This is a genomic window from Corallococcus sp. AB045 (assembly GCF_003668895.1).
GTDB lineage: Bacteria > Myxococcota > Myxococcia > Myxococcales > Myxococcaceae > Corallococcus > Corallococcus coralloides.
On record NZ_RAWN01000071.1, the window covers coordinates 1 to 15592 of the forward strand.

Consider the following 15592-nt stretch of genomic DNA (forward strand, 5'->3'; position numbering starts at 1 on the left):
GCCATCATGGGGGTGACGGTGTCACGCCACGTGAGGTAGTGGGCGGTCTCCTTGTGCGCGGCGGGGGCGTCCGGGGAGCGGTAGGCCTCCACGAGGACGAAGCGGGTGGGGTCTTCGTTGTCCTGGCAGACATCGAAGCGGGCGATGCCGGGCTCCTTCACGCTCTCGCGGGCGTTGGCGAGGGTGGCCTGGAGGAAGGCGTCGACGTGCTGGGGCAGCACGTGCACATGGACATGGACGACGAGCAGGCTCGTGGACATGGCGCGCACGGTAGCGCGGGCGTCCCCGAGCGGAAACCGCTAGGGTTCCGGGCCGTTCACTCCCTCAATTTCGGAGCAAGACTGCGCATGGTCTCGGACCTCTTTGACGCGTCCCGCTGGCAGCCCGTGGAAGGCCACAAGTTCAAGGACATCACGTTCCACCGCGCGGTGGATCAGGGCACGGTGCGCATCGCGTTCAACCGGCCGGAGGTGCGCAACGCGTTCCGCCCGAAGACGGTGGACGAGCTGGCCCGGGCGCTGGAGGCCACGCGGTTCATGACGGACGTGGGCGTGGTGCTGCTCACGGGCAACGGGCCGTCGCCGAAGGACGGCGGGTGGGCGTTCTGCTCGGGAGGCGACCAGCGCATCCGCGGCAAGGACGGCTACAAGTACGAGCCCGGCGAGGACGCTGCGGACCCCGCGCGGCTGGGGCGGCTGCACATCCTGGAGGTCCAGCGGCAGATCCGCTTCCTGCCGAAGGTGGTGATGGCGGTGGTGCCGGGCTGGACGGCGGGTGGCGGGCACAGCCTGCATGTCGTGTGCGACCTGACCATCGCGAGCAAGGAACACGGGATGTTCAAGCAGACGGACGCGGACGTGGCCAGCTACGACGCGGGCTACGGCAGCGCGCTGCTGGCGCGGCAGGTGGGGCAGAAGCGGGCGCGCGAAATCTTCTTCCTGGGCCAGGCCTACACGGCTGACGAGGCGTTCCAGATGAACGCCATCAACAAGTCCGTGCCGCACAAGGACCTGGAGAAGGTGGCGCTGGAGTGGGCGGCGGAGATCAACACCAAGAGCCCCACGGCCATCAAGATGCTGAAGTATGCCTTCAACCTCCCGGATGACGGGCTCGTGGGCCAGCAGCTCTTCGCGGGAGAGGCCACGCGTCTGGGCTACGGCACGGAGGAGGCACAGGAAGGCCGCGACGCGTTCGTGCAGAAGCGCAAGCGCGACTTCAAGCGCTTCCCCTGGACGTACTGAGCAGGCGTTATCCTGAGGCCGCCAGGGGGGCATCGGATGCGCTTGTTGAAATGGGCGTCGTCAGGACTTCTGTTGCTGATGCTGGGCTTGGGATGTGCACATTCACCAAGCCCGGCTCCGCATGCCTACGTGATCACGGACTCAGCCGAAGGCGTAGGAGCGTCGCTTGCAACAGGAGGTGCGGGCGGGAGGGATTGTCAGGCGGAGCATGAAGCCTGTTTCCGAGAGTGCTGGCGGAAAAGCCGGCCTCCGTACCCGCATAAACATGACGAATGGTACTACAAGCGCTGCACGGCGGACTGCGGCAAGGCGTACAACGACTGCGTGGATGAGGTGGGCGAGCAGACCGCCAGCGCGCAACGCCTTGAGTTCGAGAGCGTCCATCAGGCCAGGAAATGGCTGCTGGAGCACAAGTCGGAAGTCGCGCTTGGCACGCTGGTCATTGTCGGCGGCACTGGCTTCATGCTGACCATTGGCGCGGCTGGAGCTTTGATCCTGGCCCCACTCGCTCTGTAGGAACACCCATGGCCTACAACTCCAATTTTGACGTCGACGCCGTGATGGCCGTCCTTGGGACGATCGGAGAGCGGTTCCAGGATGGAACTCCCGAGGACGAAGCGCTGAGAATCGCTGCGGTGGCGCTGCTCTACGTCCGCGAGAACGGGAAGCTGGAGGACTACCGGGAGTACTTCCGGAGGTTCTTCATCCCCGCTTCGGAGTCCATTGTCGTGGTCCAATCGTTCTCCACGACAGAGGAAGCTGACGCGTGGCTCGCGCAGAGACTGGGGCAGGAGGGCGACCTGGTGCGTGTCGCGGGAAAGGGCTTCCGGGTCATTCCTCGCAGGAAGGGCGGCGGGCTGATGTTTCTCCGCACTCCACTTCCCGAGGAAATGGAGCCCTGAGGGGGTGAGAAAAAATTAACGATTCTGATGCATCCAAGGGATGCATAAGTGCTGCTGTGCGAGCATGAATCGCCATGGCGGGGAGCAAACGGCCACGAGTGCGTGTGCTCCGGCCGAAACGGACGCAGGTGCTGGCGGCGCGGACCTACGAGCAGTTGGTTGACCGAGGTCATCCAGTGCGCGCCGTATGGGCGGCTGTCGAAGCGTTGGACATGTCGGACTTCGAGCGCGCCATCCGTGCGCGTCCCCATCACGCGGGTCGTGCGGCAGTGGACCCGAGGCTGTTGCTGGCGCTGTGGGTGTATGGGCAGATGGAGGGCCTCTCCAGTGCTCACGCCATTGCGGTGAGGCTGCGTACGGACGTTGCGTATTGGTGGTTGTGCGGCGGCGTCAGTGTGTCGGCGCATACGCTGTCCTCCTTCATGACCCGCTCAGGCCCTGCCTTCCGGGCGTTGCTGGGCAAGCTGCTGGATGACCTGTGCAGCCGCGGTGCCGTACACCGGCCACGGCGACTTGCGCAGGACGGCACGCGTGTGCGTGCTTCAGCAGGGGCTGCCTCTTTTCACCGCAAGGCCACCCTGCAGAAGCGGGCAACCGTGGCTGCTGCCGCCGGCCCGTGCCAGCAGGGCGCGAGTACCAAGGCACGTGCAGCACGCAAACGCGCTCGCGCCGATTTACAGGCCCGGGCGGCACTCGCGCTCGCTGCACTGCCGGCAGCAGCACGCCGTAAGAAACGTGCGAAGGGGGGCGCTCATGGCGAACCCCGAGCCTCTCTCACCGACCCACAGGCCCAAGTGATGCGCATGCCAGACGGCGGCTTCCGTCCTGCCTACAACGCGCAGGCCGTCTCGGACGTCGAGAGCCGGTTGGCATTGGCCGGTCGTGTCACCGATGCGGGGGCGGACGCTGCACAGTTGCTCCCCATGGTGCAATGGGTGGCCCGCGTCCTGGGACTCAAGCCCGAAGCCTGGTTGGTGGACGGGGCCTATCGGAATCTCAAGGCCTTCTCCGCGCTCGAGTCGCAGGGCATTCGTGTCTTTTCTCCCTTACCGGCGCGCAAGAACCTGCTTCCACCGGAGGGGCGGCGCAGGGGCCGACGAAGCGACCCCCTCAATGCGTGGCGTGCGCGGATGCAGACACCCGCCGGCAAGCGCACATACGCCCAGCGCGCACCGACGGCGGAGTTGCTCAATGCTCAGGTCAAGGAGCGCCAAGGACTGCGCAGGCTTCACGTACGAGGTCGCAAGCGAGCCGAAGCCGCGTGGTTGCTCGCACTCGTCGCCCACAACCTCCTGCTCGCCATCGCGCAAGGGTGGCTCGACGAGTCGGAAGGGTCATTTCTTCTCACGCCCTGAGCGCTGCGACAAGCAGTGTCCAAAGTCAGAGCCTATGTCCGCGCCATGGACGATAATTCCCGCCGTGAGAATCATGCGGGATCACACGCGACTGACACCATGGCGGACGTTGACGCGGTACGCCCCCGAGTGTGTGCCTTGGACGCGGTAGTGATGGCCTATGAAGACAACCGCATCTCCCTAACGTAGGGGGACGACCTCCGTGCGGGACCGCATCCGCAGCCGCTACTCCATCAGCACGAACTCTCCGCCCGTGAAGTCCCGTTCGGTTTCCGGGTGAATGGAAATTACCCTCTACAGGCAGTTGTAGCCAGCTCCTCCATGGAGCAGAAGCTGTGGCGTGGGCCGCACCTATCCGGCTTCATGGCAGCATGCAAGGCAGTCAACCTGTCCTTCATCCATTTCCTGCCGACGACTCACTTCTCCAGGTAGCTGTCTATGCCTCATCCGGTTTACGTGCTGCCCCTGGGCTGAGGCATCCCCTCATCTGAATCAGATAAGCCCGAAGGCTTCGCGGAACACGGCGTGCTCACGTACCAGTTGACCAAACCGTTCCACTAGCGGCTGCAGTCGCTCATCGCTCATGCGCGGCATGGCCATGAAGTAGTAGGCGCCTTGAGTGAAGAGCGAGTGAGTCCGCTTCTTCGCGGTGTTCACCTTCAAGTGCTTGTCGTAGCCGAGCGCCTCGCCCGCGGCGCCCAGCAGCGTCAGCAGCACCTGCGCCAGGGCGGAGATGAGAAGCAGCCGGTCTCTGCGGTCCGGTGTCTTCACACCAACCTGCTTCAGGCCCATGCCGAACTTGAGGTCCTTCACGTCCCGGAACGTCTCCTCGATGGTGAAGCGGCGGCCATAGGCGTCCATCACCTCCTGGGCAGGCGCCTGGTTGAAGCTGGTGGCCAGGCACCAGGACTCCTTCATCCCCTTCCTCTTCACACACACCACCGCCCCCACCTGGGCCCCTGCCGCAGTGACGCGAGCCCCCCGCAGCAACTTCGCCCGGCCGCCCTCCGGCACCCACTCGGCCGCCGGCTTCGTCTCCCCTTGCTCGGACGTGACGAGCACGTCCGAGCGGAAACGCACCACGTACTCGAAGTCCAGCTGCTTCAGCAGGGCGTAGAACTTCGCATCCGCGAAGCCCCGGTCCGCCAGCACCGTCACCTGCACGTGGGAGGGAACCAACTCCCGCAGCCGTTGGAGCACCAGGTCCTCGGTGAGCTGCCGATTTCCTGCGGAGGCCGATTTGACCAGCGTCGTCCACACCAGCGGCGTCGCTCGTCCATGACGGGTGACGAGGCTTGCCACCAGGGACTCCTGGTCGTCCTTCTCGAAGTCCGTCCAGTCCAGTGCGATGACGGCCTCCGTGCGCTCGGCCAGCACGAATGGCACCCAGGCCCCGAAGAGCTTCCAGACCTCAATGCCACCATTGGACAGCAACCGGTCCACCTGCTTCACGGCGTGCTTGGATGTGACGTCCTCGCCCCTCGCCCCTCGCCCACGCCATGGCTTTGCCGATAGCCGCCACGGACAGGCTGGTGGCCTGCACCGCCCCCAGCGTCGCGTGGGAGAGGGACAGGATGCGCTTGACGTGCAGGTCATCCTCGAACACCTCTGTCAGGAACGACCGCACCTGCTCTTCGTCGATGGCCACCTTGCGCGTCATGGTGGCCTGCCTCTGTGCCCAAACGCCAGGGCCACCGCACGCAGCCGCCGAGCGACCGGCTGCTGATCAACTCGCTAGATGAGGGGATCCCTCAGGCCCCTGGGGGCAGGCCTTCTTGGCTCCTACTCTCAAACTGGCCACCCTTCAACAGGCCTACGACTCCTCCTATACTCCCGCATCAATCATTAATTTGAGGAGTGAGTTTGATGCTCGATGGGTTTCGGCACAAGGTGATCACAACGCTGATTGAAGAGATTGCGCTGCTCGCCGGCGGGCGGTTTGAGCAATTCGGCTATGTTGTGATGCGGGCCATCCAGCCCGTGCATTGGAGCGAACGCGGCACAACGATTGTAGGGGCGCCACGCGGATATACGGTCGATACGTCAGCTAATGGGGCGGCGTTTGTGGCCGAGATGAGCTCGGATGACGACTACTTCCAGGGGAGCATGCCAAAGCCCAGGGACGACCTCTCTCATGCGATCAGTCTGCATCCGAATGTTCAAAAGATTTGGCTGCTATCTTCGCGTGAGGCAAGTGCAGGGGAAACAACAAAAATCGCGAACTTGGCTGCGGAATTCATGGCGGGTGGAACGTCTAGGAAAGTAGAGATCCTGGATTCAAGAGCCATCGCGAACCATATCTTCGATGCCATTGAATCGGAACGACTCGTTCGCGATCTTGCTGCATTCCTGCCGAGTATCGGGCGATTGGCTGACGAGCATGCGTTTAGTCATCACATTCCTGTTTATGGAGGCTACCTGCCACGAGCACTCGCCGAAAGGGCTGTCGCCGAGCGACTTGCAGTTGGGCCATTTGTAGTCATCAGCGGGATCAGCGGAATTGGAAAAAGTGCGCTCGCAGCTCGAATTGCGGAAACGCTCAAATCGACGTTTGAACTTGTGATTTGGCTTGATGCGCGTGAACTGCAAGATGTTAAGCAGCTTGCCGATGTGGACGTCCGGCGCACTGGCACGCGTCACAATGTCGCCAGTCTGCTCCGGCGACACAAATGTCTTCTAGTTCTGGACGACGCAACACTTCCATCGGAGCAGGTCAACTCCATGAACTGTGGGGCCTCAAAGGTGATTGTGACATGCCAGACGACCTCCGATCGGCTGGCGATCACTTTGGAAGACCTCGATCGTGACTCGGCGCAGACTCTTCTTGAATCAGGATTGACAGATCGGTGCCCCGAAGCGGTCTTGAAGCGTGTGCTCACAAACGTGGGCGGACATCCACTGCTGCTGAGGGCCTTGAATCGGGTGGCGCATGACGACGGATGGGAAGGCGTTAATGCATGTTGCTCGGATGCGGTGAGTTCCATCGAAGACGAACGGCACGACAAGGTCTGTCAACGTATCCTTCTGCGGCATAGGATTCCGCTGTCTGCTGAATTTGAGTTCATTAAATGGTGTGGCGAGGCGCGTGTTGATGCTGAGTTGATGATGGCCTGTGTGTCTGCGCTTGCGGTCAGGAATCTCAGGAAGCGTGCGTTCCTTGCGGCAACTGTAGCGGGGGCAGTGCGTGTGCATGATGTTGTGTATAAATCAATTCAGGCTGTTGTGACCGTTTCTGGTGAGCGCGAGTTGATGTTTCGCGAAAAGTTGGATGGATTTATTCGGGCTGAGCACGAGCGTGGGGACATGCTGGTCCGACGCGTTACCAGTGTCCATTCACGACTGCTGCTCCGCTTGCTCCGCACGGACCAGCGCCCTGCTTTCGTCTACTCAGCGGCGTTGGTAAGAGCCGCTAATACGCCGTCGGCAGTGCTTGATGGTTCCGTGGCAACCGCGCGAAACCTTGCCTCTTTGGATTGTTGGTCTGGACACGAGATTGAGATTCGGGCGGTTATTGAGAGCGTTGAAGCTTTGTATACGCTTACCTCGGCGAGTCGCGGTGTAGAGGAGGCTCGTGCCTCATTGAGAGAGAATATCAAGGCTCTCAAGATGCTTAGTGGTAGTCCAGCAGCGAACGGCGAGTTGCTTCGGGACCTCAATCACCACCATGCGAAAATGCTGGAGCGTCTCGGCGAGTATTCGCAGGCGGAGTCGGAATTTCGCGGAATTTTGCTCAGCCACCCACAGTTCGCAGCCGCTCGGCTCCAGTTGGCCCGACTCCTTGAGAAGACGCAGCGCAAATCAGAGTCGTTGGACCAGTGCCGGGAGATTCTCGTGCAATATGAGGCAGACGAAAGCACTGTGTCTTCAGCGGTCTTGCTCGAAACTCTGCGACTTTTTGCCGCGCAGGGTTCACCTGCGGAGTTGGTAGCTCAAGAATCGGTGCTTATGCGGAGTTTGGCGCGTGCGCGCGAGCTCGACCGCGGACATGCCTTCCAGCTTATTGCGTCAGTTTCGCAGAAGACTCACTACACAATGCCGGAGTTGACGCTGCGGTTGTTCGAGGCGATCGAGTGGCGCGACTCTGTTCCCTCGTCAGAGTCCGAGCGCTTCAACTGGGCTCAAGCGCATAAGGCTGCAGCGAAGGCCGTCCAGGCGAGCGATCCGCGTCGACGGGAGTTCTTGCTTGCGTCCGATGACGTCTACGCAAGCATGGCTGCGCCTAACAGTTACCAAAAGATCCAGCATTCAGAGGCGCTGATTTTGCTTGAGGAGTTTGCTGGCGCGAACGAGCGACTCGATCAGGTGCCAAGTAGGGATCGCCAGTGCTTCTGGTGGCAGCGAAAGGCACAGGCGCTTTTGGGCATGAAACAGAGCGCGCGTGCGCTGGATGCTATCAATGAGGCACTTGGTGGTTTGAAAGACGAGAAGTTCATGCCGGCATTTCTTCATGATCGGTTTAAGATTAAAGTGGCGCTCCTTGATTTGTCGGCGGGGCAGGACTTGATTCAGGCGATTGGTCTGTTGGTGCCAGGTGATAAGTACCGCAATGAGCTTGAGATGGAGTTTGTTCGATTTACAAAAAATAACCAAGCGGGCTGAGGGGCGGTGTGGTTGTGGGGGGCTTGATTGATAGTTGTGAGAAGGACTGAATTGGCGCCGCCCCGTTCACCTTGCAGAGTCTGTAGATTGATAGATGATGTCATGTCGACACCTAAGCCCTTGGGGCTCTACTCCCAACACGAAGTCGATTGCGCTCAGAATTGAGAAGTTGTCCACACAGGTGCGCCTCGCTTCTTCTTGGCCTAGGCAGTTTCAGTGGCAGTCCATGCGCAAAGGTGTCGACGAGGAACGCCGGTCATGACCTCTAATCCCCTTCAGGGAAGTTACCGAAGGGTGAAGGGAGTTACGCCATGAGGAGGCAGGAGGCTTCTCATGGCGTGGCAGCCGAGGAGGCTGACGACAGAGCAACTGGAGGAGCGCCGGTTGGAGGCGGCCCGGTTGCTGGAGAGTGGGCGCTACACGCAGGCGGAGGTCGCGCGCCAGTTGGGCGTGAGCCCGAGTACGGCATGCGAGTGGGCTCGACGCATCGAGGAGGCAGGAGTCGCCGGGCTGAAGTCCCGAGCGCGAAGCGGGCGCCCCTCGAAGCTGACGGAGGGGCAGTGGCTGGACGTGAAGGGAGTGGTGGAAGCAGGAGCCAAGACGGCGGGCTTCACCACCGAAAGGTGGACACTGAAGCGAGTGGCCCAGGTCATCCAGCGTCGCTACGGCGTGCATTACCACCCCAACTACCTGGCGGAGCCACTGCACCGGTTGGGCTTGTCGGTGCAACGGCCCAAACCCAAAGCTCGCGAGCGAGACGAGGCGCTGGTGGAGGCGTGGCTGAAGCGGGACTGGCCACGCATTAAAAGGGGGCTGCGCGCCGAGGGGCAGTCATTGCCTGCGTGGACGAGACGGGTAGTACGTTTCGGGCCCGGCTAGGTACCACCTGGGCTCCCATAGGCCAGCCGCCTGAACTGCGACGCGTCTCCATGAGACGTGAAGTGTCCAGCGTGGTGGCACTGGTGGCTCCCTTCGGGCGCAGAAAGGCCCGCCTCTATGCGCGGCATTTCGAGGGCAGCGTGCATAGCGCCCAGGTGGTGGCGGCCCTGCGTTACTTCCGGCGCAAGGTGGGCCACCCGCTGGTGGTGGTGTGGGACAGGCTGGGCGCCCATCGCTCAAACGAGGTGAAGCGCTTCGTCGAGTCTCACTCCTGCGACTTCGTCCTGGAGTCGTTTCCCGCCTACTCGCCAGAGCTCAATCCCGAGGAGGGCTGCAACAGTCAGGTGAAGCGCTCCATGCTCAACTCCACGCCCGAGTCGACCGCGGAGCTACTGCGCCAGGTGCGCGCTGCATTTGGCCGCCTCGGCCGCCATCATGCGGCCCTGCGTGGCTTCTTTGCCCACGCAGGGCTCTCCCTTCATGGACTTACCTGAAGGGGATTAATACCCTCCGCAATCCTGACTCTTGCTTTCATTGTTTAAGGACGGCCGCGTCGTGGAAGATGCTTCCATCTTCCAGCCGTGTGCCTCATGCCGGAGTGCACGCGGCTGACACCGTGCCGCAGATTGACGCGGTAGGTACCCCGCGTACCCTGGACCGGCCGTTGATGGACCGCGAAGACGACTGCATCTCCCTGGCGCAGAGGAACAACCTCCGCCCGTGACTGCATGCGCGGCCGCTGCTCCGTCAGGCGGTTCCCCTGGACGTACTGATGCCGCTTTAGATGTTGATGCGGGAGCTGACCGTCCGGACATCCAGGCCCAGGGCCGCGAAGTCCGCGGCATGGGCCCGGAGCAGCTCCAGCAGACGGGGATGCAGGTCTTCCTCTTCGTTGGACAGGATGAAGCCGTAGTTCGTCTTGGACAACATCCAGGAGATCCACAGCATCTCCGTCGCCGCGTCAGGCGGCGGCGCGACGTCCAGGTCTTCCTCGGTGGACAGCGCGCCGCCCTTGCCCCAGCGCAATCCCAGACACGAGTACAGGACCTCGCCCGCGTCCTCCCACTGGAGGTTGTTCGCCCAGGCGTGCCGGAACGTCGCGAAGAAGATGACATAGCGGCAGAGGTGCTTCAGCGCCTCCATCTCACCGGGCTGGGGCGTCTCCGTCCGCGTCACCGAGCTCACGGCCCTGGCTGCCGGCTCCGTGACCTTCGCGTCCAGGTCCATTCGCTCCGAGCGCACGAACCACGGCGCGTCCTTCCCTGGCACCTTCGCCCGCAGATAGCGGCACACGAACGCTGGCGCGGAGTGCGTGACGAGGTCGTCCGAGAACCTGCGCACCTCCTGCCATTGCGCCTCCACCTCCGCGCCGTGCTCCGCGAAGAACGCGTCGATGTGCTCTCCGAGCAGCTTCCAGAAAAGCCGGCCCGCGTGCGCGTAGCGGTGCCCCTCGCAGACGGGCGCCGCGGGGGCGAAGCCCTTCCAGTCATAGCTGCCCATCAGGTGCTCCAGCCGCTGGTGGATACCTGCTTCCGTCAGCGCACTGGCCCGCGTGATGTACCCCGAGGGCCCCACCAGGAACCCATTGGCGGCGTGGTTGATCAACACGACTTCGCGCAGGTGCGGCATGAGCAGCCAGCGCAAGGGATTGCGCCGCAGGTTGCGGTGCGCGGCGATGGCGTACTGCTCCACGTTGAAGTGGCACTGCCCCAGGTGATTGCCCAGCTCCACGTCCAGCGTCGCGCTCACCCGCGCCATCCGCTTCGCCGCCTCCCAGGCCGCGCCATCCGCGGGCGTGTATGTCCGCCGCGTCACCGGTGAGCCGGGCGCCGTCGCTCCGGGCTCCCGCATCCCCAGGATGATCCGCTGGGGCATCAGCTTCCCGTCCACCAGCCGCAGCCGGAGATCCACGTCCGGCAGGCAATGCACGCCGTCCTGCTCATAGGCATTCCACGGCAGGTACAGCCGGAAGGCCTGTTCGTCCCCAGGCACCTCCGGGTCGCGGTCCAGGAGGGTGGAGAACATCCCGTTGAGCAGCCGCTCTCCGAACCACGCATCGCTCCGCGAGGAGCCCGGGGACTCGCGCTCCATCCGGACCGTCATCGTCTCCGGGTAGTCCGCCTGGATCTTCGCGAGGCTCGGCGCCTGTCCCAGCCGGATCTGCATCTGGTGCTGGCGCTTCACCAGTTCGATGGGCGCGACGGCCTTGAGCATCGCCAGGGCTCGGCCGGGCGCATACGCCGTTGGCGGAGTGCCTTCCTCCACCACCAGCAACCGCGCCAGCGGCGTAGACGGGTCGTATTCCCAGTAGGGCAGCCGCAGCGTCCCGAAGTCGTGCTCCAGTCCAACGTGATCGTCCGGCCCGCGCTCCGAACCGATGCGCCTCCAGGTCTCCACCACGCGGCCGTCCTGACGGAACGTGTGCTGCGGCTCGAAGAAGCGCAGCTCCAGGTCCGGCGTGTCTCCTTCACCCGCGTCCGCCGGGTCGTAGCGGAGGGTGAATGAACCATCCGCGGCCGTGAAGCCTTCGCCCAGGAAGTCGTCCGGCGTGCCGAAGTCCCGGTCCCACAGCTCAAGCTTGATGTGATGCAGGGGAATGGGACCCTGGGGCCCGTCCTGTTCGAACATCAACCTGCCGGTGACGACGGCGGGGAGGGCCGACGAAGCCCGGAGCGCTCGCGGCGCACGCACCTGCTTGACCAGGTTGCGGCTGACCTCCAGCCGCTCCTTCAGCCCCAGCCCCGCGTACCACCGGGTCAGCTCCTCCGCCTCCAGGAGTGGCGGTTCCACGGCCTTGGATGAGAACCCCAGCGAGGTCAACAGCCGGCGCCACGCACCAGGCATCAGCTCCGCGCCTCAATGCCTGCCGTGGTCGGAGCCGACCCTCGAACGGTACCGCGGGAACCCCCCTCAGCCGGGGGACAACGGGAAGCGGGCTTCATCTCGCGGGAAGGTAGCATGCCTGCGGCAATCCCATACTCGCGCCCTCGCCCCCGAGGGCAGGCGGCTATCGGATCCACGGCAGCCAGCTGCCGTCACATGCTCCGCATGAGCGGTGACGCCTCCGCACATTGTCCGCCCCTCTTCCACCGGCGTACCTTGCGCGCCACGTGCTAGTGGAGAATCCATGGGTACCGATTACACGCTAACGATTCGCACGAGCTCGAAGCTCGGCGCGGGAACCAACTCGGCCATCTCCGTGGTCCTGGTGGGCACGAAGGGCGAGAGCCGGCCGTACCTCCTGGACAAGCGCTTCCACAACGACTTCGAGGCCGGCGCGGTGGATGCCTACACCGTCAAGGCCGAGGACCTGGGCGACCTGCTCGTGCTCCGGTTCTCCAACGCTGGCGGTGGCGTCGGGGGCGACTGGCTCCTGGACTCGGTGACCGTCACCACGACGGGGAGGCACTGGTTCTTCCCGTACTACCGCTGGGTCCTGGGCAAGACCACCGCCGACGTCCTCGAGGGCACCGCGCGGCTGCCCCAGCAGGTCCAGCACGAGCGGGAGAAGATGGCCCGGAACGACCTGCTCCTGGCCCGCCAGCGCATGTACCCCTGGCGCCCTGCGGAGGCGACCGCCGGGCTGCCCGGCGCGCTCGACATCACGGAGGCGCGTCCGCTGCCGAAGGACGAGCTCTACCGGGGGCTCGTGGATGGCAGCTACGAGGTCGTCATCGCGAAGACGCTCGCGGCCATCAAGCTGCACATGCCCGTGCTGAGCAAGGCGTGGAACGGGCTCGTGGACATCTTCGACTTCTTCAAGGGCCTCGAGCTGCCCACGCTCGCCCGGCGCTGGCAGGACGACGCTGAGTTCGCCCGGCAGGCGGTGCAGGGCATCAGCCCCGTCCACATCCAGTCCATCACCGCGCTGCCGGAGGGCATGCCCGTGACGGATGACGCGCTGAAGGGGCAGCTGTCGCCGGGCACGACGCTGGAGCAGGCGCTGGCCGGCAAGCGCGTCTTCCTGCTCGACTTCGAGATCCTGGGCGACGTGCCCATGTTCAAAAAGACCAACAAGGAGGGCGTCGAGGAGCGCCGGTGGGCGCCCGCGTCCCGGTGTCTGCTGTACCTGGATGACACGCGGCAGCTGCGGCCCATCGCCATCCAGCTCGGCCGTGACCCGGAGCAGGACCCGGTGTTCACGCCCAATGACAGTGCGCACGACTGGCTGGCCGCGAAGATCTACCTGCGGTGCAGCGAGGGCAACACGCACCAGATGGTGGGCCACGCGCTGCGCACCCACTTCGTGGCGGAGCCGTTCGTCATGGCGACGATGCGCAACCTCCCGGACCCGCACCCGGTCTACAAGCTGCTGCGCCGCCACTTCCGCTACACGCTCGCCATCAACGAGGGCGCGCGAAAGGGCCTGCTCGCGGAAGGCGGCGTGTTCGACGACCTCATCGCCACCGGCGGCCCCGACCAGGGCCATGTGTTCCTGGGCAAGAAGGGGTACCGGACCTGGAAGCTCACGGACAACCAGCCGCGCCAGGACATCGAGCGGCGCGGTGTGCTCGACCCCGCGGTGCTCCCGAACTACCCATACCGGGATGACGCGCTGCTGCTGTGGGACGCCCTGGAGGAGTATGTGGGCGGCGTGCTGGGGCACTTCTACAGGTCCGACGAGGACCTGGTGCACGACACCGACATGCAGCGATGGTGGAAGGACCTCACCGAGCACGGCCTGCCCGTGGAGAAGCTCCCGTGCGCGGAGCTGAAGCGCGTGTCCGACCTCACGGACATCCTCACCACGGTGCTCTTCACGGTCAGCGTCCAGCACGCGGCGGTGAACTACCTCCAGTACGAGCACTACGCCTTCGTGCCCAACGCACCGCTGTGCATGCGCCAGCCTCCGCCGCGCCAGAAGGGCGTCCTGGGGGAGAAGGACATCGAAGCGATGATTCCCTCCAAGACGCAGATGCTCTGGCAGGTGGCCGTGGGCCGCGCGCTGTCCAGCTTCGGTGACGACGAGGAGTACCTGCTCCACGAGGACGGCTGGCGCGAGGAGTACTTCCAGGAGCAGGAGCTCCTCGCCATCCGTGACCGTTTCCACTCCCGGCTGCGCGCGCAGAGCGAGGCCGTGAAGGCGCGCAACGCGAAGCTCGCGGTGCCCTACACCGTCCTGCAGGCCGACCGTATCCCCTGCGGCATCACCGTCTAGCGCCGTCAGGAGACACCGCCCGTGCCCAACGCCCTCTCTCGCGGCATCTTCAACCTGTTCTTCGGCGCGAAGCGAAAGCCGTTCGCGTCGCTGCCCGGTCCCCAGCCAGGGATCCTCGGCACGGCCGGGGACTTCCTGGGGGCTTCGCCCTGGGACGTCTGCGCCCGCTATGGCCGCGAGTACGGCGGCGTCACGCTCATCTGGATGGGACCCAATCCCGGACTGGTGCTCAACGATCCGGCGCTCATCGCGGAGGTCTACGAGTCCCCGCGCCGGATGGAGTTCGAGAAGGGGAACATCAGCGAGCAGATCCGCCCCTCCACGACGACCGACACGGCCTTCACGGCGGAGCTGCGTGGCGACTGGGTCCAGAAGCGCGCCCTGGAGCCCGGCGCGCAGCCCTGGGCCACGGAGTGGCTGGCGGACCAGGTGGGCCCCATGCAGGTGGCCATCTCCGAGTCCGTGGACGCGCTGCTCAAGCAGGGGACCATCGATTTCACGCCCGCGCTGCGCAGGCTGACGTTCGACGCGTTCTCGGTGGCTCAGGTGGGGGAGAAGCTGCCGGATCAGGTGTTCGAGGACTTCATGCTGCTCGCGAGGGCGGCGGACGCGCGCATCCAGTCGAAGCTGCCACTGAAGTTCGTGAAGCCGCCGAAGGACTTCGAGGCGGTGAAGGCGCGCTTCTACGGGCACTTCGTGGACCGCATCCGCGAGGCTCGCAAGCGGCAGGACCCGGGTGCCATGGACGTCATGTCCCGCTACCTGCGGGAGACACCGGGCATTGATGATCAGGTGCTGGCCCACATGCTGGGGGGCACGTATTTCGGCGGGGCGTTCTCCTCCAGCGTCACGCTGGTGGGCGCGTTCCACCAGCTCAACAAGTACCCCGAGGCCGAAGCGCGTCTGGCCACCGAGGCCGCCTCCCTGGTGGCGGACGGGCCGCTGACGTTCCAGAAGCTGGAGGCCGCGAAGTGGGCGGAGGCGGTGGCGTATGAAGCGCTGCGCATCCTGCCGGCGGTCCGGGTGATGACGCGCACGCCGTCGAAGGACGCGCAGTTGGCCGGGGTCACGTTGCCGGCGGGTTCGATGATCATGATCTCGAACCAGCACCTGCACCGCGACCCGGCGCACTGGCCGGACCCGGAAACGTTCAAGCCGGAGCGCTGGCTGGACGGAGGCACGACGCAAGACCCGCTGGGGAGCGGTCACTTCTTCCCCTTCGGGCGGGGGCCGCGCGCGTGCGTGGGCGCGGACTTCGCGATGACGTTCCTGAAGACGGCACTGACGACGATTGCTTCCCGCGTGAAGGTCCACCTCGACTCGACGGAACCCTTCGAGGAGGGCTTCTTCTTCGGCGTGGTGCTGCCGAAGGGCGTCACCGGGAAGCTCGTCGAGCGGGCAGCCCCGTCATCCGAGAATGTGCGCGCCCGGAGCGCTTAGGTCGCGTCGTGAACGTTT

Annotated in this window: 12 protein-coding genes and 1 pseudogene; 9 read left to right on the top strand and 4 right to left on the bottom strand. The window is 64.4% G+C overall.

Annotated features, from left to right (window positions below):
* Nucleotides 1-260 (bottom strand): putative quinol monooxygenase (locus D7Y21_RS18585; RefSeq protein ID WP_121714806.1); only part of this gene is annotated, 260 nt, incomplete at its 3' end.
* A gap of 87 nt (nucleotides 261-347) precedes the next feature.
* Between D7Y21_RS18585 and D7Y21_RS18590 the strand changes: the two genes are divergently transcribed.
* From D7Y21_RS18590 to D7Y21_RS18605, 4 genes are all read left to right on the top strand, one after another.
* Nucleotides 348-1241: a 1,4-dihydroxy-2-naphthoyl-CoA synthase gene (locus D7Y21_RS18590; RefSeq protein WP_120564234.1), complete on the top strand. Its 894-nt coding sequence runs from the start codon at nucleotides 348-350 to the stop codon at nucleotides 1239-1241.
* Between the two features lie 36 nt (nucleotides 1242-1277).
* Complete coding sequence (locus D7Y21_RS42815; protein WP_233612182.1) at nucleotides 1278-1757, top strand: hypothetical protein; 480 nt, start codon at nucleotides 1278-1280, stop codon at nucleotides 1755-1757.
* 8 nt (nucleotides 1758-1765) lie between these two features.
* Nucleotides 1766-2143 carry a hypothetical protein gene (locus tag D7Y21_RS18600; RefSeq protein WP_121714761.1) on the top strand — a complete coding sequence of 126 codons (378 nt, stop codon included), beginning with the start codon at nucleotides 1766-1768 and terminating at the stop codon, nucleotides 2141-2143.
* Between the two features lie 74 nt (nucleotides 2144-2217).
* Nucleotides 2218-3498 carry a transposase gene (locus D7Y21_RS18605; RefSeq protein ID WP_121714763.1) on the top strand — a complete coding sequence of 427 codons (1281 nt, stop codon included), beginning with the start codon at nucleotides 2218-2220 and terminating at the stop codon, nucleotides 3496-3498.
* A 492-nt stretch (nucleotides 3499-3990) separates the two neighbouring features.
* Here D7Y21_RS18605 and D7Y21_RS18610 read toward each other — a convergent pair.
* A pseudogene (locus D7Y21_RS18610) lies at nucleotides 3991-5158 on the bottom strand (IS4 family transposase).
* A 206-nt stretch (nucleotides 5159-5364) separates the two neighbouring features.
* Here D7Y21_RS18610 and D7Y21_RS41480 point away from each other — a divergent pair.
* The 3 genes from D7Y21_RS41480 (at nucleotide 5365) to D7Y21_RS18625 (ending at nucleotide 9470) form a co-directional block, all read left to right on the top strand.
* Nucleotides 5365-8097: an ATP-binding protein gene (locus D7Y21_RS41480; RefSeq protein WP_147469318.1), complete on the top strand. Its 2733-nt coding sequence runs from the start codon at nucleotides 5365-5367 to the stop codon at nucleotides 8095-8097.
* A gap of 333 nt (nucleotides 8098-8430) precedes the next feature.
* Nucleotides 8431-8976 (top strand): winged helix-turn-helix domain-containing protein, encoded by a 546-nt coding sequence (locus D7Y21_RS18620; RefSeq protein WP_121714767.1) that lies wholly within the window; start codon nucleotides 8431-8433, stop codon nucleotides 8974-8976.
* Nucleotides 8940-9470, top strand: coding sequence for a transposase (locus D7Y21_RS18625; protein ID WP_158627314.1), 531 nt, complete (start codon nucleotides 8940-8942; stop codon nucleotides 9468-9470). Before D7Y21_RS18620 ends, D7Y21_RS18625 begins: the two co-directional genes overlap by 37 nt.
* Nucleotides 9471-9514: 44 nt before the next feature.
* Here D7Y21_RS18625 and D7Y21_RS18630 read toward each other — a convergent pair whose 3' ends face one another.
* Nucleotides 9515-9727, bottom strand: coding sequence for a 2OG-Fe(II) oxygenase (locus D7Y21_RS18630; RefSeq protein ID WP_370038852.1), 213 nt, complete (start codon nucleotides 9725-9727; stop codon nucleotides 9515-9517).
* Nucleotides 9728-9756: 29 nt separating this feature from the next.
* Nucleotides 9757-11820 carry a lipoxygenase family protein gene (locus tag D7Y21_RS18635; protein ID WP_121714771.1) on the bottom strand — a complete coding sequence of 688 codons (2064 nt, stop codon included), beginning with the start codon at nucleotides 11818-11820 and terminating at the stop codon, nucleotides 9757-9759.
* A 283-nt stretch (nucleotides 11821-12103) separates the two neighbouring features.
* Between D7Y21_RS18635 and D7Y21_RS18640 the strand changes: the two genes are divergently transcribed.
* A complete protein-coding gene (locus tag D7Y21_RS18640) occupies nucleotides 12104-14134 on the top strand; it encodes a lipoxygenase family protein (RefSeq protein WP_121714773.1) in 2031 nt (676 codons plus the stop codon).
* A gap of 21 nt (nucleotides 14135-14155) precedes the next feature.
* A complete protein-coding gene (locus D7Y21_RS18645; protein WP_121714775.1) occupies nucleotides 14156-15574 on the top strand; it encodes a cytochrome P450 in 1419 nt (472 codons plus the stop codon).
* Nucleotides 15575-15592: the final 18 nt, after the last annotated feature.

What these genes read in the sequence shown, in the direction of transcription:
- D7Y21_RS18590 (WP_120564234.1), top strand. Translation starts at nt 348, where the DNA reads ATGGTCTCGGACCTCTTTGACGCGTCCCGCTGGCAGCCCGTGGAAGGC.
- D7Y21_RS42815 (WP_233612182.1), top strand. Translation starts at nt 1,278, where the DNA reads ATGCGCTTGTTGAAATGGGCGTCGTCAGGACTTCTGTTGCTGATGCTG.
- D7Y21_RS18600 (WP_121714761.1), top strand. Translation starts at nt 1,766, where the DNA reads ATGGCCTACAACTCCAATTTTGACGTCGACGCCGTGATGGCCGTCCTT.
- D7Y21_RS18605 (WP_121714763.1), top strand. Translation starts at nt 2,218, where the DNA reads ATGGCGGGGAGCAAACGGCCACGAGTGCGTGTGCTCCGGCCGAAACGG.
- D7Y21_RS41480 (WP_147469318.1), top strand. Translation starts at nt 5,365, where the DNA reads ATGCTCGATGGGTTTCGGCACAAGGTGATCACAACGCTGATTGAAGAG.
- D7Y21_RS18620 (WP_121714767.1), top strand. Translation starts at nt 8,431, where the DNA reads ATGGCGTGGCAGCCGAGGAGGCTGACGACAGAGCAACTGGAGGAGCGC.
- D7Y21_RS18635 (WP_121714771.1), bottom strand. Translation starts at nt 11,820, where the DNA reads ATGCCTGGTGCGTGGCGCCGGCTGTTGACCTCGCTGGGGTTCTCATCC.
- D7Y21_RS18640 (WP_121714773.1), top strand. Translation starts at nt 12,104, where the DNA reads ATGGGTACCGATTACACGCTAACGATTCGCACGAGCTCGAAGCTCGGC.